The organism is Vibrio sinaloensis DSM 21326 (assembly GCF_000189275.1).
Taxonomy (GTDB): Bacteria; Pseudomonadota; Gammaproteobacteria; order Enterobacterales; family Vibrionaceae; genus Vibrio; species Vibrio sinaloensis.
Genome location: NZ_AEVT01000062.1, coordinates 14,578 through 31,096, shown reverse-complemented (window position 1 = coordinate 31,096; position 16,519 = coordinate 14,578). Strand labels below are relative to the sequence as shown.

General features: G+C 44.7%; 15 protein-coding genes. 3 read left to right on the top strand and 12 right to left on the bottom strand.

Annotation, left to right across the window (positions count from 1 at the left end):
* Positions 1-6: 6 nt before the first annotated feature.
* The gene (locus tag RH45_RS11135; RefSeq protein WP_008077151.1) at positions 7-309 is read right to left on the bottom strand and encodes an ArsR/SmtB family transcription factor; all 303 of its coding nucleotides are present in this window, start codon (positions 307-309) and stop codon (positions 7-9) included.
* A gap of 167 nt (positions 310-476) precedes the next feature.
* Positions 477-1,367: a transcriptional activator NhaR gene (gene nhaR, locus RH45_RS11130; RefSeq protein ID WP_008077145.1), complete on the bottom strand. Its 891-nt coding sequence runs from the start codon at positions 1,365-1,367 to the stop codon at positions 477-479.
* Between the two features lie 406 nt (positions 1,368-1,773).
* Between nhaR and RH45_RS11125 the strand changes: the two genes are divergently transcribed.
* Positions 1,774-2,919: a Na/Pi symporter gene (locus tag RH45_RS11125; protein ID WP_008077142.1), complete on the top strand. Its 1,146-nt coding sequence runs from the start codon at positions 1,774-1,776 to the stop codon at positions 2,917-2,919.
* A 315-nt stretch (positions 2,920-3,234) separates the two neighbouring features.
* On the opposite strand, the gene RH45_RS11120 is transcribed toward RH45_RS11125, so the two are convergent.
* From RH45_RS11120 to rppH, 5 genes are read right to left on the bottom strand one after another with little or no spacing between them, the layout of a single operon-like run.
* Positions 3,235-4,086, bottom strand: coding sequence for a thymidylate synthase (locus RH45_RS11120; protein WP_008077141.1), 852 nt, complete (start codon positions 4,084-4,086; stop codon positions 3,235-3,237).
* A gap of 9 nt (positions 4,087-4,095) precedes the next feature.
* Positions 4,096-4,917 (bottom strand): prolipoprotein diacylglyceryl transferase, encoded by an 822-nt coding sequence (gene lgt / locus RH45_RS11115; RefSeq protein ID WP_008077139.1) that lies wholly within the window; start codon positions 4,915-4,917, stop codon positions 4,096-4,098.
* A 58-nt stretch (positions 4,918-4,975) separates the two neighbouring features.
* Complete coding sequence (locus RH45_RS11110) at positions 4,976-5,767, bottom strand: sulfite exporter TauE/SafE family protein (protein ID WP_008077138.1); 792 nt, start codon at positions 5,765-5,767, stop codon at positions 4,976-4,978.
* A gap of 8 nt (positions 5,768-5,775) precedes the next feature.
* Positions 5,776-8,022: a phosphoenolpyruvate--protein phosphotransferase gene (gene ptsP, locus RH45_RS11105; RefSeq protein ID WP_008077136.1), complete on the bottom strand. Its 2,247-nt coding sequence runs from the start codon at positions 8,020-8,022 to the stop codon at positions 5,776-5,778.
* A gap of 2 nt (positions 8,023-8,024) precedes the next feature.
* A complete protein-coding gene (rppH, locus tag RH45_RS11100) occupies positions 8,025-8,543 on the bottom strand; it encodes an RNA pyrophosphohydrolase (protein WP_008077134.1) in 519 nt (172 codons plus the stop codon).
* A 621-nt stretch (positions 8,544-9,164) separates the two neighbouring features.
* On the opposite strand from rppH, the gene mutH reads away from it, so the two are divergent.
* Positions 9,165-9,830 (top strand): DNA mismatch repair endonuclease MutH, encoded by a 666-nt coding sequence (gene mutH, locus RH45_RS11095; protein ID WP_008077132.1) that lies wholly within the window; start codon positions 9,165-9,167, stop codon positions 9,828-9,830.
* On the opposite strand, the gene RH45_RS11090 is transcribed toward mutH, so the two are convergent.
* A complete protein-coding gene (locus RH45_RS11090; protein ID WP_008077131.1) occupies positions 9,827-10,138 on the bottom strand; it encodes a DUF6482 family protein in 312 nt (103 codons plus the stop codon). The genes mutH and RH45_RS11090 overlap by 4 nt on opposite strands.
* 128 nt (positions 10,139-10,266) lie before the next feature.
* On the opposite strand from RH45_RS11090, the gene RH45_RS11085 reads away from it, so the two are divergent.
* Positions 10,267-11,301, top strand: coding sequence for an NADP(H)-dependent aldo-keto reductase (locus tag RH45_RS11085; RefSeq protein ID WP_008077129.1), 1,035 nt, complete (start codon positions 10,267-10,269; stop codon positions 11,299-11,301).
* Between the two features lie 62 nt (positions 11,302-11,363).
* Here RH45_RS11085 and RH45_RS11080 read toward each other — a convergent pair whose 3' ends face one another.
* The 4 genes from RH45_RS11080 to prfB form a co-directional block, all read right to left on the bottom strand.
* A complete protein-coding gene (locus RH45_RS11080) occupies positions 11,364-11,615 on the bottom strand; it encodes a hypothetical protein (protein WP_008077127.1) in 252 nt (83 codons plus the stop codon).
* Between the two features lie 511 nt (positions 11,616-12,126).
* On the bottom strand, positions 12,127-13,461 hold the full coding sequence (vpsR, locus tag RH45_RS11075) for a cyclic-di-GMP-binding transcriptional regulator VpsR (protein ID WP_008077120.1): 1,335 nt from the start codon (positions 13,459-13,461) through the stop codon (positions 12,127-12,129).
* Positions 13,462-13,849: 388 nt separating this feature from the next.
* Positions 13,850-15,367: a lysine--tRNA ligase gene (gene lysS / locus RH45_RS11070; protein WP_008077118.1), complete on the bottom strand. Its 1,518-nt coding sequence runs from the start codon at positions 15,365-15,367 to the stop codon at positions 13,850-13,852.
* A 43-nt stretch (positions 15,368-15,410) separates the two neighbouring features.
* Positions 15,411-16,509 (bottom strand): peptide chain release factor 2 gene (prfB, locus tag RH45_RS11065; protein WP_100086097.1). Its coding sequence is split into 2 segments (ribosomal slippage): positions 15,411-16,433 and positions 16,435-16,509, totalling 1,098 coding nucleotides; the frame shifts between segments, so codons are not numbered across the junction.
* Positions 16,510-16,519 lie beyond the last annotated feature (10 nt).

Below are 16,519 nucleotides of genomic sequence, written 5' to 3'. Positions count from 1 at the left end.
CTCTTTTTATTTTTGTTCACTGCAATACAAGCTATGCAGCAACTGAATCATCAGTTTTACCTCTTCACTGCTTAACGTGTAATACACCGTTTGCGCTTCTTTACGGGTATTCACTAAGCCATCTCGTCGTAACCAAGCTAAATGTTGAGACAAAGCCGATTGGCTCAGCTCCAACTTAGCACACAGTTCCCCCACGGATAACTCGTTGTTGTGTAATAGGCATAGTATCTGCAAACGTCTTTCATTCGCCATGGCTTTAAGCAACACGACTGCCTTCGCGGAATTCTGTTCCATCTCTTGTAAGTTCATCGGCTAACACCTCTTGAAGCCAAACTATATTTTGCCGATATCGGCTAATTCGCTGCCAAAAAGAACGGCTTAGGCAGCAATGGCGTGCTTTGGTTATCACGCTAAATTTAACATTGACGATAGTAATCGATCTGTAACAAGTAATCTAACAGTTATAAATCAAATCGCTACTTAAACAGTGATATAAAATCCGCATCACAAACGTTCTTCACGGCAGGGTGCTGGATCATACGTTCAGCAAAAATAACGTAATACTCTTCTTTCAGCTCTTCTATATGGCCTATTAGCTGAAGAGGTAAATCACTCTCAACTTCAGACAGATATAATGAAGGCGCTAAAAAGATGACATCGTGATGATATCGAGCAAAGGCTTTCATTAATGCGACATCATCAAATTCACCTAAAACGTTCGGTTGAAGGCCTTGTCGGTCAAACCATTGGAGAACTTTGCGTCCCATTGCCGTTCGACTGCCGGGAATTAACAACTTACGTTGCTCTAAAACGGCAGGAAACTTAACGTTGTCTACATTGCCCGAGCAGAAAAAACTCATATTACACTCGCCAAGTTTCTTGCTGTATAACCCTGGACTCTGGCTAGAGTCGACCGGACAATCCGATAGAATCATATCCAACTTATGCTGTGAGAGTTGCTCTAGCAGCATTTCGTGGGTTGATTCAAAACAGCGTAGATGAATGCTGCTATCCGGTGGTACCGTCGTCATCAAGATTTTACTGACTAAACGCTTGGAAAGAGCATCTGCGACTCCGACGTCAAACAGAATATTTGAATGTTGGCTGTAGTTGACGATATCCAACATCTCATAGCTTAAGCCAAACATTCGATCCGCATACTTAAATACCAATTGACCAAGTTCTGTCGGCTCAATGCTTCGACCATTACGTTTTGTGAGCTTGCCGTCCATGCGCTCTTCTAAAGCTTTAATCTGCCCTGTAACAGTTTGTGGTGTAAGAAAAAGAGCATCGGCAGCTTTGGTCACTGATCCTTGCTTGCACACCATCCAGAAATAATAGAGGTGATTGTAATTAAGATGAGACATATCGATAACTCGAGTAGCAAGTGAATGATACGGTTATAGCAAATGCGCTTGATGACAACAACTTTTCGGTAAAAACGAAATTAAATCGATTACACAATATTTTTACCGAATCCAAGAAATGCCTTTATGACACTGAACTGTCATATAAGGAAAAAAATTGCTCGATAACAAAGATTTTTTCATCAAATTGAGATCAGAAACTGGATTAAAAACAACAAAATAAATCAATAAAAATCAAATACTTAAACAAAGTGTACACGAGCAATTACAGCCCTTTTTTCTTACCTCCCGCAAAAAACGTTTTATTACACATAACTGTAATATTACTGAAATATTTCCTCTCTAACATCGCCCTCAGTTTCAACAACAGACCAAAATAAGACATAACGGTCCACGGAGAAAAATTATGAACCAAGCTACTACTACAGCAGCACCAATCTCGAGTACCGCTCGCTGGTTACGCTGGGCTAACTTGGCATTCATGTTGTACCTACTACTTCTAGCAGTATCTATGGTAGGTAGCGGTTTTAAATGGGCAACAGGCGATCAAGCGAAAGTTCTTTTCGAGTTTGCTTCTCACCCTGTAGCAGGCCTAATGATTGGCTTGGTTGCAACCGCACTTATTCAATCATCGAGCACAGTCACTTCTATCATCGTTGGCTTAGTTGCTGGCGGTCTACCGGTGGAAACTGCCATCCCTATGGTTATGGGGGCAAACATCGGTACTACCGTAACGAACACACTCGTCTCACTTGGTCACGTTCGTTGCAAAGAAGAGTTTAAACGTGCGTTTGCAAGTGCAACCATTCATGACTTCTTTAACCTTCTAGCGGTAGCGATCTTCCTACCTCTTGAGATGATGTTCGGTATTTTGGATAAGATCTCTCACTGGTTGGTGTCCCCATTCTTGGCGACAGGCGACATGAGCATTAAAGGTCTTAACTTCATCAAGCCAATCACTAAGCCAGTTGTCAGTGCCGTTAAAGAGCCACTAGCAACGTTTGGTGACCAAGTTGGTGGCATCATGCTCATCGCACTAGGTATTGCAACTATCTTCGTTGCTATCACAGTGATGGGCAAATTGATGAAGAGCCTAATGGTTGGTCGTGCACGTGAAATCTTGAAGAATGCAATTGGCCGTGGCCCAATCCACGGTATCGTCTCTGGTTCTGTTGTAACTGTACTTGTTCAGTCTTCTTCTACGACAACAAGTCTAATGGTTCCTCTAGTCGGCTCTGGTGTTCTTAAAGTACGTGACGTTTACCCGTTTACGCTTGGTGCAAACATCGGTACATGTATTACAGCACTACTTGCAGCGACGGCCGTATCAGGTGAGTTTGCAGTGTTCGCACTACAGATTGCCCTAGTGCACTTAGTGTTCAACATCATGGCTACAGTGTTCATCTACGGTATTCCATTCCTACGTGAACTTCCTGTGAAAGGCGCAGATATGATTTCTGACATGGCTGTGAAAAACAAAGCGGTTGTTGCTGGTTACCTATTAGCAGTGTTCGTTGCACTGCCAGGCACAATCCTAGCGCTGACAGCTTAAAATAAAGACCATCGCTTATTGAAAAGCCCGCAACTTAGGTTGCGGGCTTTTTGTTTAGTCATACTTAGGCGTGAATATACTTTCATTCTGCCTTTATCACCTCTAGAGCTGTCTGTTCTTTCTGCATCCAAACGTATTTAGCCGTAGTTTATCCAATAGACCACTCACCCAACACCAAGGCGCTGGCTCGTGCATCGTGTTGTCAATAACTCACCACGACGTATAAGATTAACTTCCGCGTCGCTGAAAAAATGACACTCTTTTAGACGCAAAAAAGCCGCCCAATAAGGCGGCTTTGAACATTATAACATTTGGCTAAACTGAGAACGGGTATTGAATTGGGTCATGATGCGCATAACCTTCAACCCAAAAATCATCCAGTGTTACCCAGGTCTCCAAGTCTTCTAGTGACTTAATGTTTGGGTTGATATGGAAAGTCGCCGCGTCTAATGGCTCACGTTTCAACTGTACATCACGCATCAGTTCAAGCTGATCTTCATAGATGTGTGCGTTAACAATTTTGTGGTACGCCTGACCCGCTTTCTTACCAGTAATCTGCGCCATAATGGCCAAGAACACATAGACTTGAACCATATTAAAGTTTAAGCCCAAAGGCACATCACACGAACGTTGAGTACTATTTAGATACAGCGTATCCCCTAACAGAGAGAAGTGATGACTGTACATGCAAGGGCGTAAACACCCCATGTGGAATTCACCAGGGTTATAGAAATTGAGGATTTCACCGCGGTCATCGACACCACGAGTTAAGTCATCCACGATTTTACGTAACTGGTCAATGTGGCCACCATCTGGCTTCGCCCACGCTCGACCTTGAACGCCGTAGACTCTCCCCATATCATCCTCACCTTTACGGTAAGGGTTATTGAGCCACGCCTCGTTCAGGTTTGCATTCGCATCCCATGTTTTCGTACCAAGCTTGCGAAAATCTTCCGCGTTGTCATAACCGCGAATATAGCCAAGTAACTCCGCTACCGCTGCTTTCCAAAAGCTTTTTCGTGTGGTGACTAAAGGAAACTGGTTGTTAGCGACATCGTAAGTTAGATCTGCATTAATGACCGTTAAGCAGCGCTTGCCTGTACGTTCATTTTCAACCCATTCACCCTGATCTACGATTCGCTGACAGAGGTCTAAATACTGTTTCACACCAATTCCTTACTTCGTCTGTTGTGGTAGTTCATCTTTATAGTGGCCGCGTTTGTACGCCCAAGCGACCATTAAGCCGCCGATAATCACCATAGGTAACGAAAGAATTTGTCCCATTGAGATAAATCCACCGAATAGACCCAAGTGAGCATCTGGCTCTCGTACATACTCCACTAAGAAACGGAATGTACCATATCCGGCTAGAAATAGCCCCGATACAGCCCCTAATGGGCGCGGTTTCTTAATAAACCAGTTCAAGATAAAGAAGAGAACGATCCCCTCTAAGAACATTTCGTACAGCTGTGAGGGATGACGCGGTAAAGGGCCACCATTAGGGAATACAAACGCCCATGGCACATCTGTAACTCGTCCCCAAAGTTCACTGTTCATAAAGTTACCAAGACGCCCCATTCCAAGACCAAATGGCACTAAAGGCGCGATAAAGTCAGCGACACCAAAGAAAGTGCGGCCATTTTTCTTGGCATACCAGAACATGGCGGTAATGACACCAAGCAACCCACCGTGGAAGGACATTCCTCCCGTCCACACTTTAAACAAATACAAAGGATCATCTAAGAAAAGTTCAAAGTTGTAGAACAGTACGTAGCCGACGCGACCACCGATGACAACCCCAAGGAAACCGGCAAATAGAAGGTCAGAAACTTGCTCACGAGTCCAGCCGCTATCAGGGCTGTCTGCGCGACGGTTTGCCAACCAAAGGGCAAATGCAAAACCAACGAGGTACATCAAACCGTACCAACGAATAGATAATGGACCAATAGCGATCAAGACAGGATCGATATTAGGAAATTCAAGATATCCCTGTGACATTGGATTAATACTCTTTTGAGGTGCTAATAATTAACGATGGGTATTAGATGAGAGTGCATCACAGTAACATAGTTCCAGCGACAAACATTAAAAATAGCGCAAAGATTTTTTTCAATGTTGCTGTCGGCATGGTCGACGCTAATCGAGCTCCTATGCGAGTCGTTAACATAGATGTCGAGGTGATGCCAATTAAGGCCGGTAAATAAACGTAGCCAAGACTATAAGCCGGTAGCGCCTCTGCTTTATAACCATGAAAAATAAAACCCAGCATGCCCGATAAAGCAATGAAACAACCGCACACAGAAGACGATCCCACCGCTTTACGCATTTCAATGCCATGACGATTAAGGAAAGGCACCGATAGCGAACCACCGCCGATTCCAGCCAAACTCGATATCATGCCAATACCTGTTCCAATCGACATCGTTGCACCGCTTCCTGGCATCTGACGTTGACTCTTACCACGGATTGAAAACAGCATCTGAACTGCCAAACACAGCACAATGACACCGAAGACTTTAGGTAAATACTGAGAAGGAATCCATTCCGCGACATTAGCGCCCAAGAAACCACCAATAACAACTCCTGGCATCAACCACTTAACCACGAACATATCAACATTGCCCAGTTTGAAGTGGTTATAAGCGGAAGAGCCGGAAGTCACGATGATGGAAGCAAGCGACGTTGCCAGCGCGATCTGCATGGCAATGCTCGGTTCAATACCAGCCATAGGCAACAAAAACATCAATGCAGGAACAACAATCAAGCCTCCGCCTATGCCTAATAATCCGGCCATAATGCCGACGACACTACCTAGCAGTAGCAAAAGCAGTAAAAATTCTATGTTCACTATTAATCCTATCGTTTACCTGCACGAATAAAGCCTGCAAATCCTTTCTCTTCCATAAAGGTTTGCATCATTGTGTATATATCATTGCCATATGGCTGAACTAGAGCTTTATCAGCCAGTTGCTTAAGCTCAGCGCTGTCTGTATGTCTAAGTAAGTACTTAACCTTAGCAACGTTTGACGTGTTCATACTTAAACTTCGATAACCTAGACCGACCATAAGTAACGCACCAATCGGATCACCAGCCAACTCCCCACAAATACAGACAGGCAGGTTTAGCTGCTGACACATTTGTTGAATGTGATTCAAAGCCATAATCACCGCAGGGTGCATAGACTCATAAACATCCGAGACTCTGGCATTGTTACGATCAACCGCCAGAAGGTATTGAGTTAAGTCATTGGTGCCTATCGAGACAAAATCGACTTTCTCCGCAATCAGAGGCAATAGGTAAATCATCGAGGGCACTTCGATCATCACACCAATTTCTGGCATCTGAATCCGTTCATCCAGTTGTGAGACTTCTTGATACGCACGTTCAATCAAGTCAATGGCATCATCCAGCTCTTGCGCCCCTGAAACCATTGGCAACAATATGCTGAGATTCTGGCTTTCTGCACTTGCTCGCATCATAGCTCGTATCTGCATTAGAAAAATATCTGGGTGATCTAATGTAAATCGGATGCCGCGCCAACCTAAAAATGGATTATCTTCTTCAATCGGTAGATAAGGCAGAGCTTTGTCACCACCGACATCTAGGGTACGCATCACGACACGTTTGTCCGGATAGGTATTCAGCACCGCTTGATATTGCAGTGTTTGCTCGTCTTCTGACGGAAATCTATGTTGGAGTAAAAAAGAGATCTCGGTGCGATATAAACCAACACCATCGACCCCTTGGTTGACCGCAATGTTAGCGTCCGCACTCAAACCAGCGTTCAGCATGATCTCAATCCGCTGATCATCTCGGGTACAGGCTGGTTCTAAGATACGCTGGTTGACCATGGTAGCCAACTCGCGTTCTTCATTCACCAAAGACTTGTAAGCTCTAAGTAGCTGACGACTCGGAGAAACCAGAATCTTACCGCTGTAGCCATCAACCACACCACGCTTTCCGCTGATGTTTTTAAGATTAACGTTGGCTCCCATTACTGCAGGTATTCCCAATGCACGCGACAAGATAGCCGCATGAGAGTTAGCCGCACCTTCTAGGGATACAACCGCCAGTAACTTGTCTTTAGGAATGGACGCCAAGATTGTCGCCGTAAGCTCGCGGACAACCAATATCACTGGTTTATCGAGAGTGGGTTGTTCTTTCTCTGTATTATGGAGGAAATAAAGTAAGCGCTGACCTAGCTCACGAATATCTTGCGCCCGCTCGCGCAAATAGACATCGGACATCCGAGCAAAGCGATTGGAGTAGCTCTCAACGACCTGTCGCAGCGCCCAATCAGCACGATCACCTTTTTGGATCTGGGTTTTGAGGTCCTTGCGTAACATTGGGTCATTGAGCAAGTGAGTAAACAGGTCAAAAATGGCGAGTGCATCTTTATTGATCTCGCTGTCTAGTTTCTTACGCATACGGCGGAAATCACTTAACGCCGCTTCTATCGCAAGCACTAGCCATTCCTGCTCACGCTCAATATCTAACGTCGAGGCTGGGTAGACATCAGCAAGTTCAGGCTGAGTATCATCAAGCCAAAATTCGCCAATTGCCACACCACTAGATGCAGGTACACCGCGAATCGCGAGCTGTTTTTTCTCTAAACGCCAATGCCCTTGCGTCTGAGCATGAGCGATGATAACCGCCAGCTGAGCAGCGAGCGTGACCAGAAAAGACTCTTCCATTTCATCGAATTGGCGAGAGGCTTTTTGCTGCACGACCAGTACGCCTAGGACTTGCTTACGGTAAATAATCGGCGTGCCGAGAAAGCTTTGGTAGACTTCTTCACCAAGCTCAGAGAAATATTTGAAGTTAGGGTGTTTGGAGGCTTCAGCGATATTTAAAGGTTCGGCACTACGCTTGACTAGGCCAACTAGACCTTCATTAAACCCAATGCGAATTTTATCGCCTTTAAAACGCAGCCCCTGAGTTGCCATAAGTTCTAGGCGCTGCATTTCTTCGTTAGCAAGATAGACAGTACAACATTCAGTGCTCATCGCACTGCATGTTTGCTTAACCAAAATATCCAAAGCCTGATGAACATCTTCGACTTTAGAAACCTGTTCAACTATTTCCCTTAGTTGAGAAAGCATGCCTATCCTCGTCTATGTTTGCGTTTACTCTTCGCTCTACGCTCTTTGAATGGCATTGCCATCGATGCAAACTCCTTCATCGCTCGACGATATACATCACGCTTGAAAGAGACTACTTGTCGCACAGGGTACCAATAACTCACCCAACGCCAACCATCGAACTCAGGGGAACTACCGCGCAGCATATTGATCCTTGATTCATCACAATCAAGTCGCAGCAGAAACCATTTCTGTTTTTGACCGATACAAACAGGTTTAGAATCCCAGCGGACAAGGCGTTTGGGTAACTTGTACCTTAACCAATGACGACTTGTCGCTACAATTTTGACGTCTTTTTTAGTAAGACCAACCTCTTCATATAACTCCCGATACATCGCTTGTTCGGGAGTTTCACCTTCATCAATTCCTCCCTGAGGAAATTGCCACGAGTGTTGTCCGTATCGTTTAGCCCAGAAGACCTGACCATGGTTGTTACAGATTACAATACCCACATTTAAGCGGTAACCATCGCCATCTATCACTGGCCAACCTCTAATAAAATCTTTAATTACAGTGATTTTTCCACATATCCCCAATCGGAGCAAACTTACTAGTGTGATAGAGGCAGAAAATATCGCTCACCAACCGCAATATGGATAACTTTTCACCAAACTCATGGTTATTCACATCAGTGTGAGACATAGCCCACATTTATTCACCTTTTCTGTGTATAACCATGTGAAAAATTAGCGTTCAAGTGATCATTTAACAAACAAGTGCTGATAAAAACAACATTAGCCATAAAGGCATTAAAAACAAATTCATTAAAAATCATCACTTTACACAACAACCCTTAGCAATAAACGTTTCTAAGTCTCTCTAAAATACGCTCCACCGCAGATCGGTCAAAGATCAACCACCACCGCTTTTATCCACAAAACTCATCCTTGAATGCAATTTTACCCGCAGAGATCAAGCAAAATATCACCTTAAAAGCACTGTTTATTCATACATACACCAAACATTTACGCAAATTACCCTCCCAAGCTGTGGATAACCTTAGCAAAGATGATCTTTTAACCAAGATGATCAAACTTCAGTCAGTCACAATTAAAATCATTTCAAGTATAATGCGGCCTGTTAGTCATCAAACAAAGATCGTTATGAAACCAGAGCCAAAATCAGAAGCTGAGTTATTAGAGCGGGCCCGAAACGTCGCTGGGCTTTCTTTTGCTGAATTAGCCTTAGAAGCTGGAATGGACGTTCCGCCTGATTTAAGACGCGATAAAGGCTGGGTGGGTCAATTGTTAGAATGGCACTTAGGCGCAACAGCGGGCAGCAAGCCGCAACAAGATTTTGAACAATTAGGTATTGAACTCAAAACAATCCCGATCAGTTATACGGGTAAACCACTTGAAACCACGTTTGTTTGCGTTGCTCCGCTGGTCGGTGTGCAAGGCCTAAGATGGGAAAACAGTCACGTGCGAAACAAACTCTCACGGGTGCTTTGGGTTCCAGTCGAAGGAGAGAGAGAAATTCCATTGTCGCAGCGCAGAGTTGGGTCCCCTCTGATCTGGTCGCCAACAGAAGCGCAAGAACACCAGCTCAAAACCGATTGGGAAGAGCTGATGGAAATGATCGTGGTGGGTCAAGTAGAGCAAATCACAGCCCGTCATGGTGAAGTGCTCCAACTAAGGCCCAAAGCAGCAAATGGGCGCGTGTTGACCGAAGCCTATGGCGCCAGCGGTAAGCATATAAAAACCCGCCCTAGAGGCTTCTATCTACGTACACAATTTACCGCTAAGCTACTCGAACAGCACTTTGTTTAATGAGTCGCGAGAGAAAGCTCGACATCCTGATACAGTGGGCCATCACCAGCTCCACATTCATCATAAGCATTGTGTAATCGCAAATAAGCTCGCTCTACACCCAACCTAGTTAGCTCTTCTTTCACTCTTTCTAGCGACTCAAAATGAACCGGTTCGTCGTCTACTCGAAGCGGTTCCAACTTATGCTTATATTCTACTGCCAGTAAGTAATGAGACAGGTCAGAACAACCAATCACAAATACCTTAGGGGGTTGATAAGAATCCTTATGGTAGCCGTGGATCCATTTGTCTAGTTGTGTCATTTTCATTGCTCACCTCCACACTTCAATAGTAGACAACTGAGCCAAATTTGCGAAATTGTTATTGATACGCATTCCTTCCATTTGTTAATTCCCCTATATTGGAATGACAATAACAAAGACAGCAAGGAAGGCTTATGCAATACAACAAGTTACCTCACTCGACACTTGAGGTGAGCAAAATATGCCTTGGTACCATGACCTTTGGCGCCCAAAACAATCAGCAAGAAGCATTCAGCCAACTGGACTACGCATTAGAAAGAGGGGTCAATTTCATTGATACTGCGGAAATGTACCCTGTCCCGCCCACCAAAGAGAGTCAGGGCTTAACAGAGCAGTACATTGGTAATTGGCTAAAACATTCAGATAAGCGCGAGAAAGTGGTCGTCGCAACTAAGGTCGCAGGGCCACGTAACCTACCCTATATCCGCGATAACATGAGCTTGGATCGACGCAATATCCATCTGGCCATCGATAATAGTTTGGCAAGGTTACAAACCGACTATGTTGATCTTTACCAAATTCATTGGCCACAACGACAGACCAACTGCTTTGGCCAGCTCAACTATCCGTACCCAACCGAGCAAGAGGAAGTGACTTTAATAGAAACGCTAGAAGCACTAGCAGAACTGATTAAAGTGGGGAAAGTTCGCTATATTGGCGTCTCAAATGAAACACCTTGGGGTGTAATGAGTTTACTCAGATTGGCCGAGAAGCACGAGTTACCTCGAATTGTCTCTATTCAAAACCCATACAACTTACTCAATCGTAGTTTTGAGGTTGGCTTGTCTGAGATTAGCCACTATGAAGGGGTTAAGCTACTCGCCTATTCGCCACTCGCATTTGGCTGTTTGAGCGGTAAATACCTCAACGGCGCACGCCCAGATGGAGCTCGTTGTACCTTGTTTGATCGCTTCGTGCGTTATTTCACGCCACAGGGGCTTAACGCGACGCAAGCATACGTGAACCTTGCTCGCGAGCATGGATTAGATCCTGCTCAAATGGCTCTAGCGTTTGTCAATCAGCGTCCGTTTGTCGCAGCCAATATTATTGGTGCGACAAACATGGAACAACTGAAATCCAATATTGATAGTTTAGACGTCGTATTAAGTGATGAGTTGCTTCAGGGGTTGCAGGAGATTGGGACGACATACTCCAATCCTTGCCCTTAGAAATCAGTAAATCTATTACTGACATTAGTTAATAGGGCTGGCGAAGCGAACCAGCCCTTTGATTACGTTGGTATTCGAGCACTTAGCACACGACGAAGATGACGAATACGGCGCTCAGCGGTAACACTTTCTGGCTCACGAAGACCAATAACACGACCATCCTCTTCAAGACCAATGTCTCTCAATAGGTGCGCGTTTTCCCAAGGAATATCGTGGCGGCTACGTCTTACACGGCGTTTCCATTCACGTTCTTCACGGCGAAGATCCGCTTTTACCAATACTGTGGCAAGTTTTAGATATACAGAGTGACTCATGATTTTTCTCCAGTCGAAAGAAAGCTGAGAAAAGATCAACGAATATAGGGGGTTATCTTAGATAGGTAGATCCGTAATTCGCCGCTTTTCCGCAGCCAATTACAGTTAAATTGATTACGGATTAATTAGATAACTAGTTGAGACTTACGATCTCGATTAACGCTTTTGGCGTTAGCCGCTACCATGGTAAAGGCAGTAAGATCGCGAGACGCACGTGTGATTGAGATAACATTGGAATGTTTCATGGTGCGCCTCCTAGCTGGTATTAATCCGAAAAAGTGTATGAAATATGAGCTTGTGCTCACGATTAAATTCTAACCATCACAAGAGTAAATTCAACCGCTTTATGTCCTTTATTTATAAAACAAACTTTTACGCTAAAAATAAACCAATCGTATCGACAAACATAAGATATTCCCAAGCGCTATATGCCCCTATCAGTAGATAATTTGGCATACAAACAAAAAAAGCCACACTAATCAGCGTGGCTTTTTACTAACAAAACAATCAGTTATACGGTTGCATCACTAATTAGGTTATGTTTGTTTAATAAACGATACATAGTAGCACGAGAGACACCCAGCTCTTTGGCCGCCATTGACACTTGCCCTGAATGCGACTCTAGAACCAGTAATAACGCATCGCGTTCACTACGCTCACGAATGCTCTTCAAACTGCGCTTGCCGTCACTTCGCTTAGGTAAGTCTAGATGTTCATCGTCCAGCATGACCGTATCAGACATCAACACTACGCGCTTTATCTGGTTCATTAGCTCACGAACATTGCCCGGCCAGTGGTAACGAGTCAATGAACGAGCCGCGTCTTCAGTGAAGCTACGGGCCTGAGCGTTGTATTCTTTGGAATACTCCTGCAAGAAATGGCGAGCCAAAATCGCAATATCGCCTGCACGTTCTTTCAAACTAGGAACGTTAATACGCAATACATTAATGTAGTGGTAAAGCTCTTCGTTGAAGTCTCCATCGATAAGCGCTTTCTCAATATCTGCTGAGTTTGCCGCTAAGATACGAACATCAATCTCTTTACGACCATTCGCAGTATCTACCGTACCCTCTTGTAAAAAACGTAATAAGTTCACTTGCTGTGATTTAGGCAAAGTGAGGATATCATTCAGTAAGATAGTCCCGCCATCGGCTTTTTCTAGAATCGACGGTTCACTGATATCTTCACGATTAATACCAAACAAATCACTTTCGATACGTCTCTCAGACATCGCTCGACAATTGACTGAGATGAATTCTTTATTCGCTCTCGATGAAGTCTTATGTACCGCACGGGCGACCGTCTCTTTACCTGTACCACTCTCTCCGTAGATAAGAATGCTCACGTCTGTTGGGCCGATACGCTTAATTTGATCACGCAGACGCTTCATTGGTATTGAATCGCCAATCAGCCCCATATCACTGTTGTCGCCATAATGTGGCCAGACTTTCTTTTCCAGTTTGAGCATGCCCAACTGGTGACCAATCGTCCCCAAAAGTTGTGCATCGGGAATGGGTGCGGTGAAGAAATCAATACAGAAGTTCACGATAAATTGGCAGATCGTATCAGAACTTAGCTGGGATTCGCGAATAAACGCTAACCAACGAACTTGCTTGTGATTACTTACTAAATTTGCAATACCATTAAGGCTAAACTCATCGTGACTTAAATCTACGATACCTATACAAGGACCTGTTTCCGCAAAAAGTGCATCTGCTTTACGCAAGTCTGCACACTGTGTGCATCTCCAACCAACTTGTTCTAACACTGAAAGCCATGGTTCATAGGTTCCCCCTACGACAATAAGAGATCCTGGAACAGAATCCATGCGGAACTGATTACCCATACGGCTTATTCCTTACTATTGATAAAACGAATGTAGTGCAACAAAAGACACCTAAATCTGAATGGTTACATTATAGAGACTCGGCCAGAGAATCTGTCTCACTAGTAAGACTATAGGCTGCTTCGCTTTTTTTCCACTCGTTGTGGGAGGGAAATCAAAGAATATTGGCACTAAAAACACCATACGATTAAAGTAGAAACCGAAGAGAGAGTGTCGAAGTAGAGCAAGCCAATCAATGTGAAGCCTCGCTAATGTACTAATAATTAAGCAAATTGCAACTTAGGTTTGATCACGTGGTAAGAATACATTAACTAAAAGTGGCTAAGCAAAAGAAATAAAAGCCACCCTAAGGTGGCTTTTGATAATCAGAACTTGCTTACAATCAAAGTTAAGCTTGAGGACGCATCGCTGGGAAGAGGATGACATCACGGATGGTATGCGTGTTGGTGAACAACATCGCTAAACGGTCAATACCGATACCTTGACCAGCTGTCGGTGGCAGGCCGTGCTCAAGTGCTGTGATGTAATCTGCATCATAGTACATAGCCTCATCGTCACCTGCGTCTTTTGCGTCAACCTGAGCTTTAAAGCGCGCATCTTGGTCTTCTGCATCGTTAAGCTCAGAGAAACCGTTCGCAACTTCACGACCACCGATAAAGAACTCGAAACGGTCAGTAAAGAATGGGTTGTCATCGCTACGACGTGCTAGAGGTGAGATATCTGCAGGATAACCGGTAATGAACGTTGGTTGAATTAGCTGAGGCTCAGCTGTTTCACCAAAGATCTCTTCCAGAAGCTGACCACATGTCCAGAATGTTTCTACTTCTACGTGTACCGATTTCGCGATAGCGACCATCTTCTCACGGTCTTGCAGATCCGCTTCTGTCAATGCTTGGATCTCAGCGTGGTCTGGATTGTAGTGTTTGATCGCTTCAAACATGCTCATACGTGCGTAAGTGCCGCCAAATTCAACGGTCTCTTCACCGTAAGGCATAGAAGTCGAACCTAGAACGTCCATCGCGACTGTGCTTAGCATCTCTTCGGTCAGATCCATCAGATCTTTGTAGTCTGAGTACGCTTGGTAGAATTCCATCATAGTGAATTCTGGGTTGTGGCGCGGTGAAAGACCTTCGTTACGGAAGTTACGGTTGATCTCGAATACACGATCAAAACCACCAACCACAAGACGCTTAAGGTAAAGCTCAGGTGCAACACGTAGGTACATGTCGATGTCGAGTGCGTTGTGGTGAGTGATAAATGGACGAGCCGTTGCACCACCAGGGATCACGTGCATCATTGGTGTTTCAACTTCTAGGTAACCTTTAGAGCTCATGAAGTTACGGATAGAAGACACAAGCTTCGAGCGAATGATGAACGCTTCACGAGAGTCTTGGTTTACGATCAGGTCAACGTAACGCTGACGGTAACGCATCTCTTGGTCAGTTAGGCCGTGGAACTTCTCTGGCAGTGGACGAAGTGCTTTCGTTAGCAGTTCATACTCTTCCATATTTACGTAAAGGTCGCCCTTACCAGACTTGTGAAGTGCACCTTTCACACCGATGATGTCACCGATATCTAGACCTTGGTACTTCTCTTTTAGCGCTTTCTGAACGTCTTTCGCTGCGTATGCTTGAATACGACCTGACGTCTCTTGAATCACGAGGAAAGGACCACGTTTAGCCATGATACGACCAGCGATCGCTACGACATGGTTAAGCTCTTCTAGCTCTTCCTTCGTCTTCTCACCGAACTCTTTTTGAAGGTCGCCCGCTAGTGCGTCACGACGGAAGTCGTTTGGGTGGCCATTTGCTTTGCAGCTTTTACGGATCTCGTCCAGTTTAGCGCGGCGCTCAGCAATCAGCTTGTTTTCTTCTTGTTGAATATCGTTTTGAACAGCATCAGTCATTTTCGATGTATCCTGTTTCTATTTTTGAGTGTCGGTGAAAAGCTTAAAGACCTGACTTCAGGCTAGCTTCGATAAATTTGTCTAGATCGCCATCAAGTACCGCTTGCGTATTGCGGTTTTCAACGCCTGTACGTAGATCTTTGATGCGTGAGTCATCCAATACGTAAGAGCGGATTTGGCTACCCCAACCGATGTCAGATTTAGCATCTTCGTTCGCTTGCTTCTCTGCGTTTTGCTTTTGAATCTCTAATTCAAATAGCTTCGCTCGAAGCTGCTTCATCGCTTGGTCTTTGTTCTTATGCTGAGAACGATCGTTCTGACATTGAACCACAGTGTTGGTTGGTACGTGAGTAATACGAACCGCTGATTCTGTGGTGTTTACGTGCTGACCACCTGCGCCAGATGCACGGTATACGTCAATACGTAAATCAGAAGGGTTAATATCGATCTGAATGTTGTCATCAATCTCTGGGTAGATAAACGCAGATGCAAACGAAGTATGACGACGACCACTAGAGTCAAATGGTGATTTACGAACAAGACGGTGAACACCTGTCTCAGTGCGTAACCAACCGTAAGCGTACTCGCCAGAGATCTTAACCGTTGCCCCTTTCAGGCCAGCGACTTCACCTTCAGACACTTCGATCACTTCAGTCTTAAAGCCTTTTGCTTCGGCCCAACGTAGGTACATACGCAGCATCATTGATGTCCAATCTTGCGCTTCTGTACCACCAGAGCCTGACTGTAGATCAATGTAACAGTCTGAAGCATCATGATCACCCGAGAACATACGACGAAACTCCAGCTTTTCAAGCTTAGATTCCAGCTCCGCAAGCTCTGGCTCAATTTCATCGAATGTTTCTTGATCTTCTTCTTCAACCGCAAGCTCTAAAAGACCATCAACGTCCTCTACACCTTGCTCAAGTTGATCAATCGTTTCCACAACTGCTTCTAGGGCAGAACGCTCTTTACCTAGCGCTTGCGCTCGCTCAGGCTCGTTCCACACATCCGGTTGTTCTAGTTCTGCGTTGACTTCTTCTAGACGCTCTTGCTTAGCGTCATAGTCAAAGGTACCCCCTCAGGACATTTGTGCGCTCAGACACGTCCTTAAGGCGGTTTTTAATAGGATTGATTTCAAACATGTTTGCTCAA

Excerpts from the sequence above, each read along its gene's own strand:
- RH45_RS11135 (WP_008077151.1), bottom strand. The coding sequence starts at position 309 with ATGAACTTACAAGAGATGGAACAGAATTCCGCGAAGGCAGTCGTGTTG.
- nhaR (WP_008077145.1), bottom strand. The coding sequence starts at position 1,367 with ATGTCTCATCTTAATTACAATCACCTCTATTATTTCTGGATGGTGTGC.
- RH45_RS11125 (WP_008077142.1), top strand. The coding sequence starts at position 1,774 with ATGAACCAAGCTACTACTACAGCAGCACCAATCTCGAGTACCGCTCGC.
- lgt (WP_008077139.1), bottom strand. The coding sequence starts at position 4,917 with ATGTCACAGGGATATCTTGAATTTCCTAATATCGATCCTGTCTTGATC.
- ptsP (WP_008077136.1), bottom strand. The coding sequence starts at position 8,022 with ATGCTTTCTCAACTAAGGGAAATAGTTGAACAGGTTTCTAAAGTCGAA.
- mutH (WP_008077132.1), top strand. The coding sequence starts at position 9,165 with ATGAAACCAGAGCCAAAATCAGAAGCTGAGTTATTAGAGCGGGCCCGA.
- RH45_RS11090 (WP_008077131.1), bottom strand. The coding sequence starts at position 10,138 with ATGAAAATGACACAACTAGACAAATGGATCCACGGCTACCATAAGGAT.
- RH45_RS11085 (WP_008077129.1), top strand. The coding sequence starts at position 10,267 with ATGCAATACAACAAGTTACCTCACTCGACACTTGAGGTGAGCAAAATA.
- RH45_RS11080 (WP_008077127.1), bottom strand. The coding sequence starts at position 11,615 with ATGAGTCACTCTGTATATCTAAAACTTGCCACAGTATTGGTAAAAGCG.
- vpsR (WP_008077120.1), bottom strand. The coding sequence starts at position 13,461 with ATGGGTAATCAGTTCCGCATGGATTCTGTTCCAGGATCTCTTATTGTC.
- lysS (WP_008077118.1), bottom strand. The coding sequence starts at position 15,367 with ATGACTGATGCTGTTCAAAACGATATTCAACAAGAAGAAAACAAGCTG.